We start from the raw sequence: 20,988 nt of genomic DNA, 5'->3' as shown, positions 1-20,988 counted from the left end.
TCACATCAGACCAATAAAATAAACAACCGATAATGTCATCCAAGACAACCCTGTATGAGAGCAAGGATGTTGCTTTCGGCTCTACTGCGCTCTTGTAGAGATCAATAAGGATATTATATGAAACATCACACCCTGTTCGGCGCGATCCCGCTGCTGTTTGCCGGCGCTGCCATGGCACAAACACCAGAAATAACCGCCTACTATCTGAGTGGCTCGGATGCCCCGGCCAATACACCTGGCTACTATGCATCACTGGACAATCTGGCAACCTTGAGCAATCAGGTGGCCAGTCAAAAGAGCAATTTCAACAAGCTGGTACTGTCATTTGTCCAACCCAGCCTGGTCAATTACACGCAAAATGACCTGGCCTGCACCGGATTGTTTGGATATATCTGCGATACCACAACCCAAAACAATCTGGCTGATAATAATAAATCCATCGCCGACTTTTCCCAGCTCAGGGATATTATCAACACCTTCAAACTCCATGGCGTCGAGACCTATATTGCCGTCGGGGGCTGGAACTTCAGCTGCATCCCGGAATACTACGATGTCACGGCGGGCAAGGTGGATGCCTGTGGCCCGGCCGGAGAGCAATACGACTCCTTCCCCAACCCGGGCCCCCGCAACCGCTTCGACAATCCGATATCCGGCCAGGCCGCGGATCAGGCGTATCGCAACGTGGTGCAGCTGGCCAATGACCTCGGCGTGGCAGGCATTGATCTGGACTACGAGGAGTTCTGGCACGCGGATCTCAACGCCTACAGCTGGCGGCTAACGCCGGATTCGGTGCAGCCGCCGGCCAGCAACGTGGAATACCTGGACACGGCTACCCTGATGAGCAGAGGCAAGGGAGTGCGGGTCTACAACGACAGCATGCAACTCAATCCCGCCGAGCAGCCCTATCCCAGGATCATGCCGGACACGGTCGACAAGTTTGCGGCCATCATGCGCTCCCTCTACCAGGCCATCGATGCCATCAACCCCGAGCTGGCACTGAGCACGGCGGCCCCCGCAACCGGCGGTATCCCAAACATGTCGGCCAACTGGGGCAGCAATGCCTATACCAGCAATACCTATGGTGGCGCCTGGTGGGGCGGTAATTTATATGGCCTGATTTACAATACCGCGCTGCAATATCCGGATCTGGTCGATCGGCTCAGTACCATTGGCATAATGTCATATGACCTGAGCGAAACAGACTGTGGGGGCGACACCAATATTCCGTGCGATCTGGCAGGACAGGTTGATTATTATTACGGGGCCTTCTTCAGCTGGCTGAAATCCGGTGACACCATACGACCTGGACACGCAGTGGTAAAAGGATCGCCGAGTTATGCCAGCGCCGCCATTCAACCGCAAAAATTGCTGATAAGTCCAGCCATCACGGTCGGATTTGAAGTTGGCAGACCGGCGACAGGCAATTTACTGCTGAGCAAGGATCTCCTCACGGATATCGCCACGCGCACGGCCAGATATTCCCCCTCCGGCATGATCATGTGGGATCTGTATAAAGACAAACGCCATGATGAACCTATGGGTGGCTGGGATCCTGCATGGGCTCGTCCCAATGATGTGTTGACAGCGACCTGTCATATCATGGGATTAAGTGGCGAACAATATGATTGCGCCAGTACAGTGCCGACTCCCTGATCCCATCACCTTCAATATACCTTGATCACATCATGCCGGTGCACCTTGCACCGGCATGTCTCTATTACGCCGCACTAATGACGCCACACTCGGGCACAAGACGATATTATCCAGGCCGGTGTGAGCCCGCAGAGGCAATCCATCCGATGCCTTGGCGCCTCGCCCGTCATGATGACAAACAGGCCGGCCCCCTGACCCGGCTTGCACTGCGCCATCAGCGCGGCTCACCCGTTCGGATAAGCCTGGGCTATGTTGGCCTGCGCCACCCCCATCAGCTGGGCCGAGATATCCTGCAGCACATAGAGGTCGCGGCGGCGGGTCCAGGGTTGATCGGATTGCTCGTCATACCAGACGGGCAGTTCGATCCCCTCCGGAGCATGGCTCGCCACCTTGCGGGCACGGCAGGTGATGATGCAGCGTTTGACGTGGTCGCGGTGACCTATAACGGCCGCCATGCCGAGAGTGGCGGCATCTCCGCCTGCATAATCCCTGACGATAGCCTCCACCACTCCGTCCGTGCTGAGGTAGATCAGCTTGCCCTCATCATCCCAGTAAGGCTCGATGGAGATGACATCCCGGGCCGGGATATCGGGATAGCGGTCCGAATCGAGGAAGCGGGCTATCTCCCACTGCACATACATGGGTACCGGTTTTTGCCGATAGAGGGCGGCGCAACAGGCGGCCAGGGCCTCGTTCATGGGGCCGGGTTCGGCCAGCTCATCCGGGTTGCCCGAGGCGTTGGGGCGGTTGCCAAAGGCAAAGGCTATTACGCAGTTGACGCTGTCGATGACGACCCGGGACGGCGTCATGTTGAAGCAGGCCTCCTCGATGAAGGGGGCCAGCCGGCGGGCCGTCTGCTCGTCGTGCAATTCGGCGCTCAGCCGGTCTGTCAGGGTGGTGCTAAAGTCGACCGGGCTCCCTTCGCTGTCGTTGCTGCTGTTGCACCCGGCCAGGGTGGCGACCAGGGGGGCACTCAACAATCCCAGGGTGACTCTGCGTCTATGCTTGTCCATAACGGCTCCTTTTGTTGATATCCAAGGCTGAACGTCAGCCCGTTGGAGTCCATACCGTACGGAAAAAACAGGGCGAGAAAAGTCAGAAAGGGATGCAGAGGGGCGTAACGTGCAGAGCTTCACATTTCCCGGGGGATTCGCAAGCAATCCCTTTTGATTCAATTGATTGACGTATCAAAAAAGCAGAGCGCAGGGGGAGACCCGCCTGCGCCCCGTCATTCATCCGCCATCAGCCGCGAATGTGTGCGATGAAGGCATCGATCTGCTCACGACCGCAGGCGGGGTTCATAAAGACCGCTTTTTCCCCTGCGATGTAGGAGTATTTGCCGCGGGCATCGTAGTCGGAGTGGGCTATGGCCTCCACCCAGTTGGTGTAGAGCCCCACCTTGCCACGCCCGGTAAAGAGCCCGCGGTGATAGTCGGTGTTGCGCTGCAGCCGCGCCTTGTAGGCCGCATCCGGGCTGCGTGCCAGCTCAAAGGCGAACTCGGCGTCCGGATCCTGCACCCACTCGGGGTTGTAGATCTTGAAGCCCACGCTCGGCCCCTGATTCTCCTGGGCCACCAGCTTGACGTTGCCGAGCTGGCTTAACCGGAAGCGGAAGTAGTTGGCATTTTGCAGGCAGTGGGCCAGCACGGTGCGATAACCCTCGACCCCCAGGTAGTTGAGCGCCGCATAGGCACCGAACAGACCGCTGGCGCCACGGGAGCACTCTATGGTGGACTGCAGGTGGGTCTGGCCCTGAATGTCCCGCTCAAAATAGGAGAAGTTCTCCGGGTCGTTCTCCATCGCCTTGAGGTCATCCTGCTCCTTGATCATCACCAGGCTGGAGGTGTAGGGCACATAGCCCCACTTCTGGAAATCGACGGTGAAGGAGTCGGCGTATTTCAGCTCGGCGAAGCGGGCCACGTTGCGCTCGATCCCCGCCAGGGTAGCGCCGTTGATGGCGAGCGGGTTGGCGCCAAAGTCGTAATCCAGGAAGAAAATCATCGACCAGCCGATGGCGGCATCCACGTGGATGTGGGGCTTGACCGACACCTCGAACCGCTCGCAGAGGCGATCCCGCAGCTCGACCACGGGTTTGACCCGGTCCACCCCGAAGGTGTCCGTGGTCCCCATGGTGAGCATGATGGTGGGCACCACATGTTTGAGGGCAAAACAGGCGGTCAGGGTGCGTTCCAGGTGATCGAGATCGATGTCGTTGTTCTCGCCGACCTGAATGCGGATGGTCTTGTTCTCTATGTCGACCCCGAGCAGGGAGAGGTTGGTGATGTTGGAGTAGTGGCCGCCCTGGGAGTTGATGATGCGGTAATCCTGATAGTGGCCGAGCCCCTTGTGCTTGGCCTCCGGCAGGCTCTTGCGAATGCCGAGCAGGTAGCCGTAAAGGTTACAGAAGGTCCCCCCCTGGGTGAAGATGCCGGTGGCGCGGGCCGGATCATAGCCCGCCAGCAGGGCTATCTGGCGCACCACCTTCTTCTCCAGCTCCTCGGCCACCCCGGCATACTCGGAGTAGACCAGGTTGGGGTTGGCCAATATGCCCATCTGGGCGCCGTAGATGGCGGGATCCGCCGACATTGTGATGACGTTCTCGACGCTGGAGGGGTTCTCCCAGTCTTTCGACAGGGCCCCGGCAAACAGCAGCTCGGTCATGGGCTCGCCCGGGGTGCGCATCTGCGCGGGCACCGGCATGGTCTCGCAGAGATCGGCGAGGCGGGCACGGCCATCTGGCCAGGCGTTCAGGCGGGCATCCGGCGCCAGGCCACGGGCACGAAACTCGTTGAGGGTGGCGAAACCGGGCTCGCGAAACACCGGCCAGAGATCGGGATTGCGCGAGAAAAAGTTGGCTTTGACTGTGGCGAAACGGGCGGAGAACTCGGGGTGAACGGCGTTGACGCCTTCATCTTTCAGATAAACTAAGTCACTCATTTTTATACCATTAGTACAGCAAGTGTGCTGCCCTTATACCCCTGAGCCGCTGTTTGAAACAGCGACAATATCTAATGGCCTCCCCTACTTTTTGTCATGATGAGCCGTGGCGTGGGCTGGCAAAAAGGCGCCTTTTGGGCGCCTCTTTTGATTTCGTGATCGGACAGGAAAAAACCTCAGCGCAGGGCGGCCAGCAACCAGCGGGAAAGCTCGTCCAGCTCGGCTTGCTGGGCCGGGAAATCGGCCCGCAGTTGTGACAGCCCCGCAGCTATGGCCTCGCGGCGATAGGCGAGGCCAACCAGCCGTTCGGCCAGCGCATCCAGCGGCGCCGGATCCAGGCTGTCGCTGAAGATCTGCGCCCGGCCTATGACCCCCTTCTCCACATCGAAGTGCAGCTCGACCCCGCCCCAGCCGAAGCGCTCGTCCAACTGATGGCTGAACGCAGGCGCATGGCCGAAGTTCCACTCCCAGCTGCGCTGGCGGGCGAAGGTGTCAGCAAAGCCGGGCAGGTCGGGCAGTTGGCTCGGAGAGATGTGCTCGGGCAGAACCCGCTCGCCGTAATGGGCAAAGAAGGCCTCGCAGAGGGCGTGGCTCAGCTGGTTGTGGTCAATGCCAGGCAGCAACTCGCACAGGTTGGCCACCCGGCTGCGCACCGAGCTGATGCCCTTGGCCGCCAGCTTCTTGGGATCCGGATTGAGGTAGTTGGCGAGCCGGCCCAGATCGGCGTCCAGCAGCAGGGTGCCGTGATGAAAGCCGCGATCATGGGTTTCCCGATAGGCCGAGCCCGACACCTTGCGCTCCCCATCCGGGGTCGCCACCAGCAGATCGTTGCGCCCGGAGGCGAAGGCGCTCACCCCGAGCCGCTTGAGCGCATCCAGCACTATGGCGGTGGAGATGCTCTTGTCATAGCCGGGCTTGCCCGCCATGAAGGTGAAGCAGCTGTTGCCAAGGTCGTGAAACACGGCGCCGCCCCCGCTGCTGCGCCGGGCCAGGGTTATTCCATCCTCTTCCATACGACGGGTGTTGCACTCCTTCCAGGGGTTCTGGGCGCGGCCAATCACTACCGTATTGGCGTTGCGCCACAGGAAGAGCACCCGCTGGTTCGGGTCCATCTGGCGAAAGATGCACTCCTCCACCGCCAGGTTGAACAGGGGATCGTGAGAGTCGGACAACAACAGACGCAATCGGGACATGAGAGAGCCTCAACGAGAAGGAAGAGCCGCTATCATACCACCGCTGGCGACCGGATTTGGGCCCTTGCCAGCTGGGCTCCATCGTTACCGATTAACAACCTAATAGAATCAATCCGGATACATTCCCACAGCATCAGAAAAGTATCTTTTGATACGGCGACACAGGTTGACGCATTGCACCGTGAAAAAAGCAATCACTCACTATTACTGAGGTAAACAACAGGTAAATACGACTAAAATGCGACCGTTTTTATAGGCCATATGGCTCCTTAATTATTCGCATAATTGACAAAAATACCGAGCATGAAAGCCAAATGTGATAAACGACACAGAAATCACTTTTTTTGTCACCCATCCCCCATTCCAGCGGCCTTTCGCCCCCTTGCGGGCAACAAGGAATTGTTTGACTCTAGGATCGAACCCGTCTCCCGAGAGGAATGTATATGACAGGCGTAAATTCCTCCCTTCATCGCTTGCTCTGGTATCTGCCAATGCTGGGTATGGCGATCTGCTACAGCGTCACCTCTCTGCCCCTGAGGGCGGCAGATCAGATAGTGGTGCAACTGCCATGGCAACATCAGTTCCAATTCGCCGGTTATTACGCCGCCCAGTTCAAGGGCTTTTATCGTGATGCCGGTCTGAATGTCGCGCTGCGCGCCGCCACTCCGCAGACCAATGTGGTCAACGAGGTGGTGTCGGGCAATGCCCAGTTCGGGATCAGCGGCAGCGACTTGCTGCTCGCCCGTGCCGCAGGCCGTCCGGTCGTGGTACTGGCGGCCATGCTGCAGCACTCGCCGCTGGTCCTGCTCTCGCTGGAACGGCCCGACATACTGCACCCCTCTGATCTGGCGGGCAAACGCCTGATGCTGGAACCAGGCTCCAGGGAGTTGCAGGTCTATCTCGGCCGCCATGCCCAGCCACAGAGCTGGACCAAACTGCCCTATGAACAGGGGCTGCAGGCCTTGCTGACCGGACAGGTGGATGCCATCAGCGCCTACAGCACCACCGAGCCCTTCTATCTGGCCCAGCTGGGGATCCCCTACCGGGTATTCTCCCCCCGCGACATCGACTTCGACTTCTACGGTGACAATCTGTTTACCTCTGAGCGTGAGCTGGCGGGCAGGCCGGAGCGGGTCTATGCGTTCCAGCAGGCCAGCCTCAAGGGATGGCGCTATGCCATGGAAAACCCGGAGGAGATGATCAGCTGGATCATGGAGAACTATCCCAGCGGTTATGGCCGTGAGCAGCTGGAGTTCGAGGCCCGTGAAACCAGGGAGCTGATGCAGCCGGATCTTATCGAGCCCGGCTACATGCAACCCGAGCGCTGGCAGCAGATCGCCAGAACCTACCTGGAGGCGGGCTTGCTCAGCTCCCTGCCCGATCTGGAGCGCTTCCTCTACAACCCGGACCGGGAGCGGATGCGCCAGCAGCGGCAGCTGTTCGACAAGAGCGTGGCCGTCGCCATGCTGATCACCTTCACCCTGCTGACCCTGCTCGGCATCTTCTGCCATCTCTACCTGCGCCTGCGTCAGGAGGCCCGGGATCGGCTGCGGCTCACCCGTGAACTGGCCCAGAGCGAACAGCACTACCGGTTCGTGGCGGAGAACAGCGCTGACGTCATCTGGACCATGGATACCGCCACCCTGCGCTTTCGCTACGTCAGCCCGGCCATTCTGCCGCTCAGCGGTTACGAGGCGATCGACATCCTCAGCCTGCCCCTCAAGCAGCTGATCCCGGAAACCTCCAGAAAACAGCTGCGCGATGAGCTCAGTGACTCCCTCGCCGCCTGGCAACGGGGCGACCACGAGCAGACCCGCTGCGTGATCCGCACCCAGTTGCGGCACAGGGAGGGGCATCTGGTCGCGACCGAGACCATCACCACCTTGCACGGCAACGAGAAAGGCCAGCCAGACGCCATCCTGGGGGTCACCCGCGACATCACGGAACGCGCCGCCAGCGAGGAGATGATGCACCGCCTCGCCTTCTATGATCCGCTCACCAACCTGCCCAACCGTCGCCTGCTGCAACTGCGGCTGAAGGAGGCCATGGCCGACGAGGGGAGAGAGCTGGCGCTGATGTTCATCGATCTGGATCACTTCAAGCCGATCAACGACACCTTCGGCCATGAAACCGGCGATGTGCTGCTCAACATGGTGGCCGAGCGCATGCGCCACTGCGTGCGGGAACAGGATCTGGTGGCCCGCCTCGGGGGCGATGAGTTCGTGATCCTGCTGCCCGATACCAGTGACGAGGCGCTGGCGGTGGCGGATCATCTGCACCAGAGCCTGCGTCATCCGTTCCGGGTGGATGAAGAGCAGGAGTTGCGGATCTCCAGCAGCATAGGGGTGGCGCTCTACCCGGAACATGGCACGGATCCCAAGACCCTGATGCACCATGCCGATCAGGCCATGTATCAGGCCAAGGGACGGGGCCGTGGCCGGGTCTGCCTGTTTACCGCCGGGCTGGATCCCGAGCTGGGCTCACTGCTGTGGCAAAACAGCCACGAGTGCGGCCACCCCCGCATCGATGCCGAGCATCGTCAGCTCTTCGTGCTGACCAACCGGCTGCTGGAGCGCATGAAAGACAACAGTGAACACCCTGCCCTCTATCTGGAGAGTCTGGAAGGCTTGTTCGAGATGGCGCGCCACCACTTCGCCTTCGAGGAGCAGATGCTGGCCGAGCTGGACTATGCCGAGCTGGCCAGCCACCAGCAGGACCACCAGCGGCTGCTGCACAGGGCAAGCCAGCTGATGACCGCCGCCAGGGCCGGCGAGCTTGGCAACGACGAATTGCTCAACTTCATCATTCAGGAGCTGGTTGTCGGCCACATGAGCCAGGCCGACCGACGCTACTTCCCGCTGATGAAAGGACGCTGACTCAGCGCGCCAGCCACCTGAACGTGTGAAAAGAGGAGGGCCACCCAGGTGGCCCTCTCGCTATTGCGCCTGCCTGACTCCGGCACGGATGCCGGGACTGCGGCATCATGGCGCCGGGGGATCAGGTGCTGCGGGCGGGCCACAGCGTCGGCCATACCCTGTCCACCAGCAAGATCCCGCTCACCATGGCCGCCACGAACAGCAGTATCATGGGCTGACCGCTGGAGATGAGGCTCAAGGCAGGCCCTGGGCAGATGCCCACCAGGCCCCAGCCGATGCCGAACAGGGCCGAGCCACCGAGGAGGCGACCGTCCACCTGCCGGGCCTGGCTGAACGAATATGGCTCACCGAGCAGGCTCTGGCGGCTCGGTTTGACCAGCAGAAAGTAGCCCGGCATGAACACCAGCAAGGCCCCCCCATCACGAAGGCCAGGCTGGGATCCCAGGCCCCCGCCACGTCGAGAAAGCCGATGACCCGGGCCGGATCCACCATGCCGGAGATGGCAAGGCCGCTCCCGAACAAGAGGCCGGCCAACAGACTGATAAAGAGTTTCATCTCATCGCCTCGTTACAACAGATGCAGGGTGACAAACACGGTGAGGGCACCGGTTGCCATGAAGGTGAGGGTAGCAAGGATGGAGCGCACAGAAAGCCGACCCATGCCGCAGATGCCGTGACCGCTGGTGCAGCCATTGCCAAGACGGGTACCGATCCCGACCAGCAGCCCAGCCAGCAACACCAGCGGCCAGGCCGGCAGGGTGTCGAAGCTCGGCAGCCTGGCCCAGTCCAGGAAAAATGCCAGCCAGGCACCCGCCCCCAGTCCCAGCAGAAACAGCCAGCGCCAGGCGTGCCTGTGTTGCATGGCGCCCGCCAGAATACCGCTGATCCCGGCCACCTTGCCGTTGAACAGCATCAGCATCAGGGCGGAGAGCCCCACCAGCATGCCCCCGGCCAGGGCAAGCAACCATTGGGTTTCAAACATCAGGACACCTCGTCATCTTGGGAGTGGCAAAAATGGGTACGCAACACGGCCAGTACATCCGCCGCCGCCTCGTTCGCCAGCGAGCAGTAGATCTGCTGGGCAACCTTGCGCGACCGGATCAGGCCGCTGCGCCTGAGCACCGCCAGCTGCTGGGAGAACGCCGACTGCCCCAGCGCACTGTGCGCCAGCAGTTCACCAACACCCTTCTCGCCATCAAGCAGCTGGCAGAGCACCAGCAACCGCTCGGGATGGGCCAGCGCCTTGAGCAGGGCGGCCGCCTCGCTGGCATGCCGGGTCATCTCATCGAAAGGGGCCATAGGTATAAATTAGCAGTTGCTTATATTAAGCTTCATTATATAAATAAAACCTAAATTAGCAATATCTAATTTTATATGGGAGTGAACCCTAAGCATGGCCGTGGATCACGGCGCAGGCTGCCGCTGTCACGGGCCCGGCGCCTGGGATGGCGCAGGCCTTGGCCGGGCTGGTATGGATGTAGCCAAGTGGCTCAGGTTATTGACAAACTTGTATCTAAATGTTGCTGAACGCGGATAAGGCTTTACCTCATCGCTCTGGATGAGTACCATCTGGCCGTTCATCAACAGCGGAGACCATCAGTGGGCAATTCATCAAGTGACAGTTGTAGGCCGACCCAGTCAGTCGGCACCCAGGTCGCGAGATAGCCGCAGGTCTTCCTCTGCCGCGTTCTCGCAACCCTGCGAGAAGCGGAAATCCACTCCCCTCTTCTCTTTTTACACTTGACGTCAGGTGACCCAAGCCCAGGCCTGGACACCTTGCCTGCATAGTTTCTGCTTCCCACAAGGAGGCTGCTATGCGTTTTATTTCAACCAAGTCCGGATCCACCCAGGCTCACCCCCTGCTGAGCAAGCTGGGCCGTGGTTTGTTGCCACTCTGGCTGCGCGCCAAGCCGAGTCAGCACCACTACAGGTTGCAGATCCGTTGCCAGGATCGCGCCGACATGGAGCAGGTGCTCGACATGGTGACTCATACCCTGCAACCGGCCGGGCTGCGTCCCATGCAGTCCCTGAGGCCAGGACGCAGCGGAGGTCGGGAGCTGGTGCTCAATCTGCACTGCACCCCGCCACAGCGCCGTTATCTGGTGCAGTTCGTGCATCAGGTCGGGGTCGCCCACCCGGTTCGCTGGGAGCTGCGTCCCCGTCGCGACGCCGAGCCGCTGCTCAACTAACCGGTATCGCGTAGATCGGGGGCCAGCCATGCTGGCCCCTTTCCATCTGGCCCGACAATCTGCTCGCCATTCTGAGTGCGCGGGCCCGTTTGACCGTGCGCCCGCTTTCATTTCCCATGATGGCCTTCACCGCGCGCACCTCTGCGATTCATCAGGAATGCTCACTGGGCCTTCTATCCTGTATCCCGAAGGCCATCTCAAACCAGAAGGAGTACGCCATGAGAATGTGGCAGCAATTTGACATGATTTCCCTGCTCGACACCCTGGCCAGCCTGTTGCTGGCCTTCGTGCTGGGCAGCCTGGTCGGGCTGGAGCGCCAGTACCGCCAGCGTACCGCCGGTCTTCGCACCAACGTGCTGGTCGCAGTGGGGGCCGCCCTGTTCGTCAGCCTGGCCCAGCGCATCTATGACCTGCACGGCGGCAACTACAACGTGGTCCATGTGGTGGCCTATATCGTCTCCGGCATCGGCTTTCTCGGCGCCGGTGTCATCATGCGCGAGTCTGGCAATATCCGCGGCATCAACACGGCCGCCACCCTGTGGGGCGTGGCGGCTGTGGGCGCGGCCAGCGGGGCCGGGCTCGCCATGGAGGCAGTGCTCGGCGCCCTGTTCGTGCTGGCCGCCAACACCCTGCTGCGACCGCTGGTCAACCAGATCAACCGCCGCCCGGTGGACAATACAGATACCGAGGTGACCTACAGGGTCACGGCCCTCGCCCAGCGCGAGTATCAGAAGGAGGTGCTGCACTGGCTCGAAGAGATGATGGAGCAGGCCAACTACCCTTTGAGCGAGCTGGACATAGAGCCGTTCGGTGAACAGGATCTGGAGATCTCCGCCGTGCTGCTGGCTACCTCCATCGACGGCGACGAGCTGGATGCCCTGATGGTGAAGCTGGCCATTCATCCCCATATCAAGCAGGTGTTCTGGCGCGCCAGCACCACGGATTGAACCGGCTGGGCATGTCTGTGTGCCCTCCCCGATAAACAAAAAAGCCCCGCCAATTCTGGCGGGGCTTTTGTATGGGAGCAAACCTGCGCGACTAGCGGCGGGTGCGCCAGCGTACCCTGGGGCTGATCACCTGGGCGGTCTGCGCGGGGGGATTGCCCGCGATCAGTTGCTGCATCAGCTCGAAGGCGGCGCGGGCCAGCGCCGGACAATCCTGCGCCACCGAGTCGATGCGCATCGGTATGCAGTCGAGCAGATCGTGATCATCGAAGGTGCACAGCCGCATGCCCGTCTCCATCAGCCCAGCCTCGTTGAGATAGCGCAGCACCCCTTCCAGCAGGGTAAAAGAGGCGGTGAAGAGCCCGCGGGGCGGCGCCCCCAGCTCGGCCACCAGCTCGGCCATCAGCTGATAGCCCGAGCTCGGCTGATAGTCACGATGGCGCACCCGGATGGCGTCCGCCTCAAGCCCGGCTCGATGCAGCCCCAGCTCATACCCGGCAAGCCGATGGCGGCTGGGGGAGAGATCCAGCAGACCGCCGAAATAGTAAATTTCCTCGCCGCATTCGCCAGCCATGTCCCGCACCAGCTCGGCGGTGGCCTTGCAGGCGTCCGAGATCACCATGGGCAGGCGCGACTCGCCTATGTGGCGATCCAGCTGCACCACCGGCAGGCGGTCGTGAATGCGGGCATAGATGTCGTCGCTGTGGCCGCTGGAGGCGACGATGAGGCCATCCACCTGACGGCTGATGAGGTTGTCCACCACCGTCTGCTCCAGAGTGGGATCATCCTCGGAGCAGGCGATCAGCAGCTGGATGCCCGCCTCCCGGCAGTGAGCCTCGAGGGCGCGGGCGATGCGGGCAAAACCGAAGTTGGTGAGATCGGGGATCACCAGACCCCAGGTGTAACTGCGGGTCTCGCGCAGGGCGCGGGCATGAAAGCTCGGCTGGTAGTGGCACTCATCCGCCACCGCCTGGATGCGCTTTTGGGTCTGATCGGCAATCCGGTACTCAGCACTCTTGCCGTTGAGCACCAGACTGGCGGTCGCCTTGGACACCCCCGCCAACTCGGCTATCTGGGCAATCGTGATCCGTTTCTTCTTCTCCACCTGGCCTCCCGGCTGACTAGCACCGGGCTATTGTACTAGGCAAGCCGACAGCGGCCAGTGATTGAGGCAAATTTTGCAGCCCCCACCCGCGTTCCCTGCCGATAGCTGCGGCTTTTCACCGGGGAAGTAGCGGGCCGACAGGCTGTGGCGACCGCCATCGATGAAACACTCCAGACTGGAACGATCGCACAGCACAGTGATCCGCCCACCCAGCCAGGGGGCGGATCGCGTCTCCCATTCCCCGCTCTGCCAGTTCTGGCGCCGCAAGGTGATGCGCCCAGGCTGCCACACCAGCTCGGCCACGGCGCCGAACCAGAGGCTTCCCTCACCGCACAGATCCAGATCGAGCCAGGCCGAGTCGATGGCCAGCCCCGCAAATTCGCCTGGCGTCCCCTCGAACCGGGTCAACTCCCCCTTCAATGCCGCCAGCTCCGCCACCGGCCGCTGGCAGAGCCACTCCCCCTGCCAGAACAGCTCCCGCGGGCAGCTCATCTGATGGATCCAGCCATAGGGGATAGTGGGCTGGCTCATCTCGTTCTCCTCCGGCAGCCCCAGCCAGCCGAACAAGAGGCGCCGCCCCTGACTGTCCTGGGTGGTCTGTGGCGCATAGAACTCGAAGCCCCTGTCCAACTCGTGGAAAGCCCCGTGCTTGAAGTGCTCGCCGTCAAAATGGCCCGCCAGCCAGCCACACTGGTAGAGATTGCGATAATCCTCCCCCACCGGGGCAATCCCTTGCGGGCAACTTATCAGCACGTGGCGACCCCCTAGCGGGAAGAGATCCGGGCACTCCCACATATAGCCAAAGTCGCCGAGACCGCCATGCCCGCTGCCGGCGATGGAGCCCAGCAGCTGCCACTTGTCCAGCGTCTCGCCGCGATAGAGCAGCACTTCGCCCCTGTCATCCAGAGTGCGGGCCCCCAGCACCATGAGCCACTGCTGGCCGTCGTGCCACACCTTGGGGTCGCGCACATGGCCGCTGTAGCCTGCGGGCAGTTCCAGCACAGGCCCCAGCTTGACAAAGCCACCCTCACCATCGGCGCGAGCCAGACACTGGTAGGCGGTACGGCTGCCATCCGGGTATTTGACGTTGCCTGTGTAGATAAGGGTCAGGCACCCCTGCTCGTCGCTCACCGCCGAGCCCGAGTAGCAGCCGTGGCTCTCATAGACTTCGGTGGGCAGCAGCGCCACCGGCTCGTGCTGCCAGTGCAGCAGATCGGTCGAGCTGACATGGCCCCACCCCTTGTTGCTGTGCTCGCAGCCGAGCGGATTCCACTGGTAGAAGAGGTGGTAGCGCCCGTCGTGCTCGATAAAGCCGTTGGGGTCGTTGAGCAGCCCCACCGGGGCTGCCAGATGCCAGCGGGGCCTATGGGGATCGGCCGCCGCCTTGAGCTGTCCGGCCAATAGCGACCGGACAATCTGGTTAAAAAGATGGCTTTCCTTCATCACTCCACCTTGTACTTGAGCAGCCAGGAGGCGGCAAAGGCGGCGCCAAAGGCGATCACCAGCCCGATGACGTAGTGTATGAGGCTCATGGGCTGGACTATGGCCATGCCCGGAATGCCGGTCAGCCCCACCGCCGTCATGCCCACCTTGGCCGCCACCACGTAGGCACCGCCCAGGGCACCGCCGAGCAGACCGGCCAGGAAGGGCTTGATGTAACGCAGGTTGACGCCGAAGATGGCCGCCTCCGTGATGCCGAGCAGGCAGGACATGGCCGCCGGCACTGTGATCGCCTTGATTTTCGGATCCCGGGTCTTGAAGTAGACAGCCAGACAGGCCCCCCCCTGCGCCACGTTGGCCATGGCCCAGATGGGCAACAGGAAGTTGACGCCTATGGCCGGATTGGTGAGCAGCCCCGCCTCTATGGCGTGGAAGCTGTGGTGGATGCCGGTGATGACGATGAGGGAATAGGTGCCGCCAAACACCAGCCCCGCCAGCCAGCCTGCCTGCTCATAAAGCGCACTCAGGCCGAAGGAGATGCCGTCCCCCAGCACCCGACCCGCCGGGCCGATAAACAGCAGCGCCACGAAACCGGTGATGATGACGGTGAGAAACGGCGTGAGGATCAGATCCAGCGCGTCCGGAATGCGCTTGCGCAACTGCTTCTCCAGATGGGACATGAACCAGACCGCCAGCAGCACAGGGAAGACTGTGCCCTGATAGCCGATCATGGCGACATCGAGACCGAAGAAATCCATGGTCTTGAAACCACCGGCCACGCCCCAGGCGTTGGTCAGCGCCGGATGGGTGAGGATGCCCCCCATGGTGGCCCCCAGATAGGGGTTGCCGCCAAACTCACGCGCGGCCGTGAATCCGATCAGGATCGGCAAAATGATAAAGGCCGCCGAGCTGAACATGTCGAGCATGACGAAGAGGGCGCTGTCGGCATTGACCCAGCCGTAGGTGCGCACCATGCCGAGCAGCCCCATCAGCAGGCCGGACGCGACGATTGCCGGAATGATGGGCACGAAGATGTTGGACAGCGTCCGCGCCAGGCGCTGGGCCACATTAAGCTTGGCCGTCGCCATGTCGGTCAGCTCCGACTTGCTGGCGGTACCGGTACCGGTCAGGGCGACGAACTCCGCATAGACCTTGTTGACCAGACCTGTGCCGAAGATCACCTGAATTTGACCCGCATTGCTGAAGCAGCCTTTTACCCCGTCCAGCTTGTCGATGGCGGCCTTGTTCACCTTGCTGTCGTCGGCCAGCACCAGCCGCAGCCGGGTGGCACAGTGAGCGGCGCTGACGATGTTCTCCCTGCCCCCGAGCAGGGGCACCAGATCCTTGGCTATCGCACTGATATTCATATTCTTCCTCTTATGACCCGCCGCGCTGGCGGGTCCTTGTCACATGAGAGTAGGGGCTGTCGACCCGGGCTTCTAGCCGCAGATCAACAGCCGCTTGTGCCTGATCGCAAAAAGGCATCCAGTTCTGTGCGGGTCGGCAGCGCCGTCATGGCCCCTTTGGCGGTGGTGGCGAGCGCCCCGCAGCCGTGGGCCTGAGCCAGGATGGCGGGCAGCTCGGCCAGCGTGGGCAATCGCTCACCCTGCGCCAGCGCGGCCAGGAGACCGGCGACGAAAGCATCCCCCGCCCCCGTGGTGTCGAGCGGGGTCACTTTTTGCCCCACCCACTCCAGCAACTCGCCATCCAGGCGGGCCACCACTCCGGCCGCCCCTCGGGTCACCAGCACCAGCGCCGGGCCCGAGAGGGTGGCGAGCCCCGCGGCCAGCTCATCCTCGCCACTCAGCAGTTGCAGCTCCTCGCCGGAGAGCTTGACCACGTCCGCCAGGGCGATGGCCGCGCTTACCTGCGGCAGCATCTCGGCGGGCTTGCCCCACACCTCGGGCCTCAGGTTGGGGTCGAAGCAGACCCGTCCGCCTGCGGCCTTGATGGCTGCCATGGCTTGCAGGCAACTGCTGCGCACCGGCTCGTTGGCGAGCGCGATGGAGCAGGTGAGCAGCCACTGACCGGCGCCAAAGCTCGGCAAATCCGCCGGAGTGAGGAACTGGTCGGCACTGGGGCGCACCATGAAGGTGAAGCTGCGCTCCCCCTCGTCATCAAGTGCCACCAGCACAGTGCTGGTGTTATGGTCAGGATCGAGCCGCAGCGCGGCGATATCCACCCCCTCCCCGCTCAGGGTCTCGGCCATAAAGCGGCCGAAGGGATCGGCGCCGACCCGGCCGATAAAGGCCGCATCACCGCCAAGCCGTGCCACCCCGACCGCCACATTGGCGGGGGCGCCGCCCGGACACTTGAGGTAGTGCAATTCCCCTTCCGGGATCAAGTCCACCACAGCATCCCCCATTACCCACACACGATTCGTCACCTTGCTACTCCACTGCTGCACAGGATTCATTGACGGGGCCAGGCCCTCATCTCTTGGCTTTCATTATCAGCTAAACCGATTTAGCCAACCAACAGATCTCGGCACTGGCTGCCATTTTTGTGATCGGGATAACGAACTAGAACCAGGTTTCCATCTGCACGCCAAAGTTCCACTCGCCACCGGCGGTGAAGTTGCTCTGGCCCATGGCATCGTCGCTGGCGTAGTTGTCGAGCTCGGATGACCAGTCCATCCAGCTGGCGAACACCCGCAGTTCGGGACGTTCGAAGAAACCGGCGGTCTGCGCCTTGAAGGTGGGGGCGAAGGTGAGCTTGGTGAAGTTGCCGCTCACCGCCTGGCGGCCCTTGTAGCCCTTGGGATCCAGATCCATGTACTGCCAAGCCGCCTCGTAGACCAGCTCGACGTTCTGGCTCAGCACCTGGGCCACCCGGGTATTGAGGGTCAGCCACTGGTATTCATCCCCCTTTACGTAACGGTCCTGACTCTGCTCTGCCAGCAGGGCCGGCGCGAAACGCCAGCGCGGGTTGAGATCCGTGGAGCCAAACACCGCCACTCGCACCGCATCGGCATCCGGCAGCAACTCGCTGTCGGAACCCAGCCCCTTGAGCTCAGCCCCCAGGCCATGACCGTAGAGGATCGCCGCCTTGGAGAAGCCGGGGTTGATGCCAAAGAAGCTGTCGGCGTGATAAGCCAGCAGGGTGTGCGCCCCCTTGTTCGCCGCCTCGCTTCCCTTGCCACCGTCGTTGATGCGCGCCTCGTTGTCCTTGGCGGAGAGGCCGTTCAGCATCCACTGCCAGTTGCCGACGCGGTTGTTCATGGTGAGGATATGGCTCTCTATGTCCGACAGGCCGCTGGCGCTGATGTCGCCATAGTCGCGCCCATAGAGGGAGAAGTTCGCCTTCCAGCTGTCGGCCAGCTGCACGTCGTAGACGCCACCGCCGGTCCCGGCCAGGAACACCACGTCCGAGTCGAGCCAGTGGATGTCGAAGTTGTCCCGATCGAAGCGCTTGCCCGCCCACAACACCGCATGCTTGAAGGGGCCGTCGAAGCTCGCCAGATTGCCGATTTCGGCAAACACCTGGCGGGTATTGAGGCTCGAATCGCTGGCGGTCCAGTCGTTGCTGGTCTCCACGCCATCGGCCAGCATCAGCTTGTAGCGGGCCCAGCTGCCGTCGTCGAAGGTCTGGGTCTTCAGCAGATTGGCCTCCATGTAGGTGTCATCCTCGTTGCCAAGCCGGCCAACAGCCCCGCCCACCGATCCGGCCGGCGTGATGTAGGGCCCACCGCGCCCGCCGTTGCCATTGCCGTTGACCAGCAAGCCCGAGCGGGCATAGCCGTGAAACTCGAAGCCCTGCGCCCCCGCCGTCTTCTCATCCACCTTCTGGCTGCGGCTGTTGGCGACCTGGGCCTGCTCACTGGCCGCACTCGCCTTCACCTCGGCCTGACTGGCACGACTTTCCGCCGCCTCAGCTCGCGCTTCGGCCGCCTGTACCCGCGCCTCCAGCGCTGCCAGCCTGGCTTCGATACCACCCTCGGCCGCCCACAGCGGGCCGCTCATCCCCAATCCCAGCGCTACCGCCAGCGCCAATCTGCTCTTGAACATCATCATCTTCCTCACCTGTCGTGTGTTGCCCGGTCGGGCTCTGTTTTTATCGGCGAAGAGAGCATAGCTAAACCGCTTTAGCTAACTCAATACAGCAGCTAAACCGTTTCAGCCACTCTGTGAGCGGGATAACATTTGTACAGAATGAATTGGCTGAACTTGTGAGGTGGATCCCTCATCGGGATCCACTCAATAGGGCGGATCCACATCCGCAGACCGGCGATCCCGGCTGGCGGTGTGGATGAAGGGCCGCATCTCGCCGGCAATATGGGCCAGGTGCAGACGATGGGCCTGCCGGGCATTGGCATCCCCTGCGGCATGCGCCATCCTGTGAGTGGGCGTTGACACACGCAGTGCACCATCTGGGTCGGCGGCGAAGCGGCAGATAATGATGCCGAGCCCGGCGCGTAATATGGCCGCGTACCCGATGATCCTGTCGTTCAATCACGAAACATATCAATAAAGATGTTTCTAAATGTTTCTGGCTGCGGATTAATTATTTACCAATAAGTGTCATTCCAGTAGCATCGCCGCATTGATTAATAACGGAGACCATCAGTGGGCAATTCATCAGATGACAGTAGGTTGTTGAGCTCGTCAGCCAATACCTGAGTCGCGAGATCCCGCAGAGTCTTCTGCCGCTATCTCGCGCTATGCGGAGAGCGGTTTATTTGCACCTGAGTGCACCCCTTCCCTGTATTCACTCGATGTCTATTACTTGCGCCATCCAGGGTCACCCGCTGGATGACGTCAATCATGCCTGCATGGATCTTCTCCTGATATCAGGACCCGCATGTCATTACCGCTGTCTACCCATCAACCCATGTTGCTCCGCCCATGGCGCGAGTTGCCAATGGCGAGCCCGGTTTGCCGAGGGTCAGTGGCCATGCGGCTTGCCGGCGAAACCGCAGGGGACATGGCAGCCGCCGATCACCGGGTTGCGTCCGTCTCGCCATCCGGTCTCCCTTGCTGCACGCTTGCCGAGCGTTGCACCAGTTCAGTTCCCCTTTCGTTGCCCATGACGGGCAAGAATATGGCCGTTTTCTACATCAATCAGGAGGTGCCTTATGGACCCTGACCCTGGAGCCAGTACTGGCGACTAGCCCGAGTTAATTTTCGGGTGTTATTTCTTTATCTATTTTTGCTGATGTGATGTCAGTCGGGACTCTATTTGCCATTTTTCCGGCTGATGTATTAAAGGATATATAAATGCAATACCAAGATATTCACCAACAGCTGTACGTACTGCTGCAAAACAAGGATCGCATGGGGATCCAGAGCCTGAGCCTGAATATTCATGAAGTCGATTTGGCTCAAGCGATAAAGCGCCTGACAGACAAGCATATTCACACCTTCCTCAGCCTGGTGCCTGCATTGCGGGCCGCTCGCATCTTCCGCCATCTGCCCAGCGACATTCAGGCCAGTCTGGTGCGCTCCATGGCCAAGACCCAGCTGGAGGAGCTGTGCACCCGCCTCTCCCCCGATGACAGGGCCGACCTCTACAATCGTCTGCCCGCCGCCTTGCGCCAGATCCTGCTCGATGCGATGACGGAGGAAGAGCGGGAGGATACCCAACGACTGGCCTCTTACTCCGACAGCCTGGTCGGCTCCATCATGAGCTCGGATTGTGCCAGCCTGCCGGCCGACATCACGGTGGGCGAGGGGCTGCAGCGCCTGCGCAGCACTGCCGCTGACAGAGAAAGCATCTACACCCTGTATGTCGTGGATGAAATGCGCCGCCTCATCGGGGTTGTCTCGCTGCGAGAGCTCTTTCTGGCCGACAGCAAGGCCCCCATATCAAGCATCATGCAGCGGGAGCTGGTGAGTATTCAGGCAGATGCCCACAAGGGAGCCGCTGCGGACATGATAGCCCGCTATAACCTGCTGGCCCTGCCGGTGTTGAATAATGACCGACAGCTGCTCGGCATGGTCACAGTGGATGATGCGATGGATGTGGCCGAGGAAGAGGATGCCAACCGCATTGCCCGTTTCGGTGGCACGGCGGCTCTGGGTGGTCCCGAACTCGATCTTCGCGCATCCAGCACACTGAGCATGTTCAATGCCCGTTTCTTCTGGCTGGCGGTACTGACCATCTTTGGCATTCTCACCAGCAATCTGGTCGCGGCCCAGGAGGATCTGCTCAGCGAGGTCCTGATCCTCGCCGCCTTCATTGCCCCCATCATCGACATGGGCGGCAACGCGGGCAGCCAGTCTGCCACCCTGGTGATCCGCTCTATGGGCATGGGGCAGCTCAAGCTGAGCTTGCGTGACTTCTTCTTCGTACTGCGTCGCGATCTGCCCGTGGCCGTGGCGCTGGGGGTGGGTGTCGCCGTGCTGGAAGGCGTGATGGCATTCTGGAGCAAGAGCATAGGTTGGGACATAGTGCTGATCGTCAGCCTGTCGGCCATGACGGTGACCGTCGTTGGCAGCCTGCTCGGTTTGGCTCTGCCATTCGTGGCGCGCAAGATAGGCACTGACCCGGCCACCCTCAGCTCCCCCATGCTCACCTCGATCATGGATCTGCTGGGTGTGTTGATCTATTTTGGCTTCGCCTATGCCTTCCTCGGCAGCACGCTGGTCGGCGCCTGATATGGACAGCTCTGCACATCGGGATGACGGGTCGCGATAGCGCTCGGATCAAGACG

General features: G+C 61.4%; 16 protein-coding genes and 1 pseudogene. 5 read left to right on the top strand and 12 right to left on the bottom strand.

Annotation, left to right across the window (positions count from 1 at the left end; all coding sequences use genetic code 11):
* Positions 1 to 117 precede the first annotated feature (117 nt).
* Positions 118 to 1,653 carry a glycosyl hydrolase family 18 protein gene (locus CK910_RS12220; RefSeq protein WP_098983322.1) on the top strand — a complete coding sequence of 512 codons (1,536 nt, stop codon included), beginning with the start codon at positions 118 to 120 and terminating at the stop codon, positions 1,651 to 1,653.
* 224 nt (positions 1,654 to 1,877) lie between these two features.
* Here CK910_RS12220 and CK910_RS12215 read toward each other — a convergent pair whose 3' ends face one another.
* From CK910_RS12215 to CK910_RS12205, 3 genes are all read right to left on the bottom strand, one after another.
* Entirely contained in the window at positions 1,878 to 2,666 is a 789-nt protein-coding gene (locus CK910_RS12215) for a hypothetical protein (protein ID WP_098983319.1), read from the bottom strand.
* Between the two features lie 229 nt (positions 2,667 to 2,895).
* A complete protein-coding gene (locus CK910_RS12210) occupies positions 2,896 to 4,590 on the bottom strand; it encodes a pyridoxal phosphate-dependent decarboxylase family protein (protein WP_098983317.1) in 1,695 nt (564 codons plus the stop codon).
* 176 nt (positions 4,591 to 4,766) lie between these two features.
* Positions 4,767 to 5,783 carry a lipoate--protein ligase A gene (locus CK910_RS12205; protein WP_098983314.1) on the bottom strand — a complete coding sequence of 339 codons (1,017 nt, stop codon included), beginning with the start codon at positions 5,781 to 5,783 and terminating at the stop codon, positions 4,767 to 4,769.
* Between the two features lie 443 nt (positions 5,784 to 6,226).
* Between CK910_RS12205 and CK910_RS12200 the strand changes: the two genes are divergently transcribed.
* Positions 6,227 to 8,659: a diguanylate cyclase domain-containing protein gene (locus tag CK910_RS12200; RefSeq protein ID WP_098983311.1), complete on the top strand. Its 2,433-nt coding sequence runs from the start codon at positions 6,227 to 6,229 to the stop codon at positions 8,657 to 8,659.
* Between the two features lie 121 nt (positions 8,660 to 8,780).
* Here CK910_RS12200 and CK910_RS12195 read toward each other — a convergent pair.
* From CK910_RS12195 to CK910_RS12185, 3 genes and pseudogenes are all read right to left on the bottom strand, one after another.
* Positions 8,781 to 9,214, bottom strand: a pseudogene (locus tag CK910_RS12195) (DUF6691 family protein).
* A 12-nt stretch (positions 9,215 to 9,226) separates the two neighbouring features.
* Complete coding sequence (locus CK910_RS12190) at positions 9,227 to 9,640, bottom strand: YeeE/YedE family protein (RefSeq protein WP_098983309.1); 414 nt, start codon at positions 9,638 to 9,640, stop codon at positions 9,227 to 9,229.
* Complete coding sequence (locus CK910_RS12185; RefSeq protein WP_098983306.1) at positions 9,640 to 9,957, bottom strand: ArsR/SmtB family transcription factor; 318 nt, start codon at positions 9,955 to 9,957, stop codon at positions 9,640 to 9,642. The genes CK910_RS12190 and CK910_RS12185 overlap by 1 nt, the downstream gene beginning before the upstream one ends.
* A gap of 515 nt (positions 9,958 to 10,472) precedes the next feature.
* Here CK910_RS12185 and CK910_RS12180 point away from each other — a divergent pair.
* Together CK910_RS12180 and CK910_RS12175 are read left to right on the top strand one after the other, a co-directional pair.
* Positions 10,473 to 10,847: a hypothetical protein gene (locus tag CK910_RS12180; RefSeq protein ID WP_043556778.1), complete on the top strand. Its 375-nt coding sequence runs from the start codon at positions 10,473 to 10,475 to the stop codon at positions 10,845 to 10,847.
* Between the two features lie 218 nt (positions 10,848 to 11,065).
* Positions 11,066 to 11,794, top strand: a complete 729-nt coding sequence (locus CK910_RS12175; RefSeq protein WP_043134302.1) for an MgtC/SapB family protein — start codon at positions 11,066 to 11,068, stop codon at positions 11,792 to 11,794.
* Positions 11,795 to 11,885: 91 nt separating this feature from the next.
* Here the strand turns inward: CK910_RS12175 and CK910_RS12170 are convergent, their stop codons facing one another.
* The 6 genes from CK910_RS12170 to CK910_RS23730 form a co-directional block, all read right to left on the bottom strand.
* A complete protein-coding gene (locus CK910_RS12170) occupies positions 11,886 to 12,896 on the bottom strand; it encodes a substrate-binding domain-containing protein (protein WP_043134305.1) in 1,011 nt (336 codons plus the stop codon).
* A gap of 27 nt (positions 12,897 to 12,923) precedes the next feature.
* Entirely contained in the window at positions 12,924 to 14,339 is a 1,416-nt protein-coding gene (locus CK910_RS12165; protein WP_098983304.1) for a glycoside hydrolase family 32 protein, read from the bottom strand.
* On the bottom strand, positions 14,339 to 15,703 hold the full coding sequence (locus CK910_RS12160; protein ID WP_098983302.1) for a sucrose-specific PTS transporter subunit IIBC: 1,365 nt from the start codon (positions 15,701 to 15,703) through the stop codon (positions 14,339 to 14,341). Before CK910_RS12160 ends, CK910_RS12165 begins: the two co-directional genes overlap by 1 nt.
* A gap of 83 nt (positions 15,704 to 15,786) precedes the next feature.
* On the bottom strand, positions 15,787 to 16,743 hold the full coding sequence (locus CK910_RS12155; protein WP_098985069.1) for an aminoimidazole riboside kinase: 957 nt from the start codon (positions 16,741 to 16,743) through the stop codon (positions 15,787 to 15,789).
* A 115-nt stretch (positions 16,744 to 16,858) separates the two neighbouring features.
* Complete coding sequence (locus tag CK910_RS12150; RefSeq protein WP_098983300.1) at positions 16,859 to 18,349, bottom strand: carbohydrate porin; 1,491 nt, start codon at positions 18,347 to 18,349, stop codon at positions 16,859 to 16,861.
* A gap of 183 nt (positions 18,350 to 18,532) precedes the next feature.
* Positions 18,533 to 18,691 (bottom strand): hypothetical protein, encoded by a 159-nt coding sequence (locus tag CK910_RS23730; RefSeq protein ID WP_157774614.1) that lies wholly within the window; start codon positions 18,689 to 18,691, stop codon positions 18,533 to 18,535.
* 861 nt (positions 18,692 to 19,552) lie between these two features.
* On the opposite strand from CK910_RS23730, the gene mgtE reads away from it, so the two are divergent.
* Entirely contained in the window at positions 19,553 to 20,932 is a 1,380-nt protein-coding gene (gene mgtE, locus CK910_RS12145) for a magnesium transporter (RefSeq protein ID WP_043134317.1), read from the top strand.
* The last annotated feature ends 56 nt before the right edge of the window (positions 20,933 to 20,988 follow it).

Source organism: Aeromonas sp. CA23 (assembly GCF_002587065.1).
Classification (GTDB): domain Bacteria; phylum Pseudomonadota; class Gammaproteobacteria; order Enterobacterales; family Aeromonadaceae; genus Aeromonas; species Aeromonas bestiarum.
Note: the sequence above shows the minus strand (reverse complement) of the source record. Positions and strands in the feature narration are given on the sequence as shown.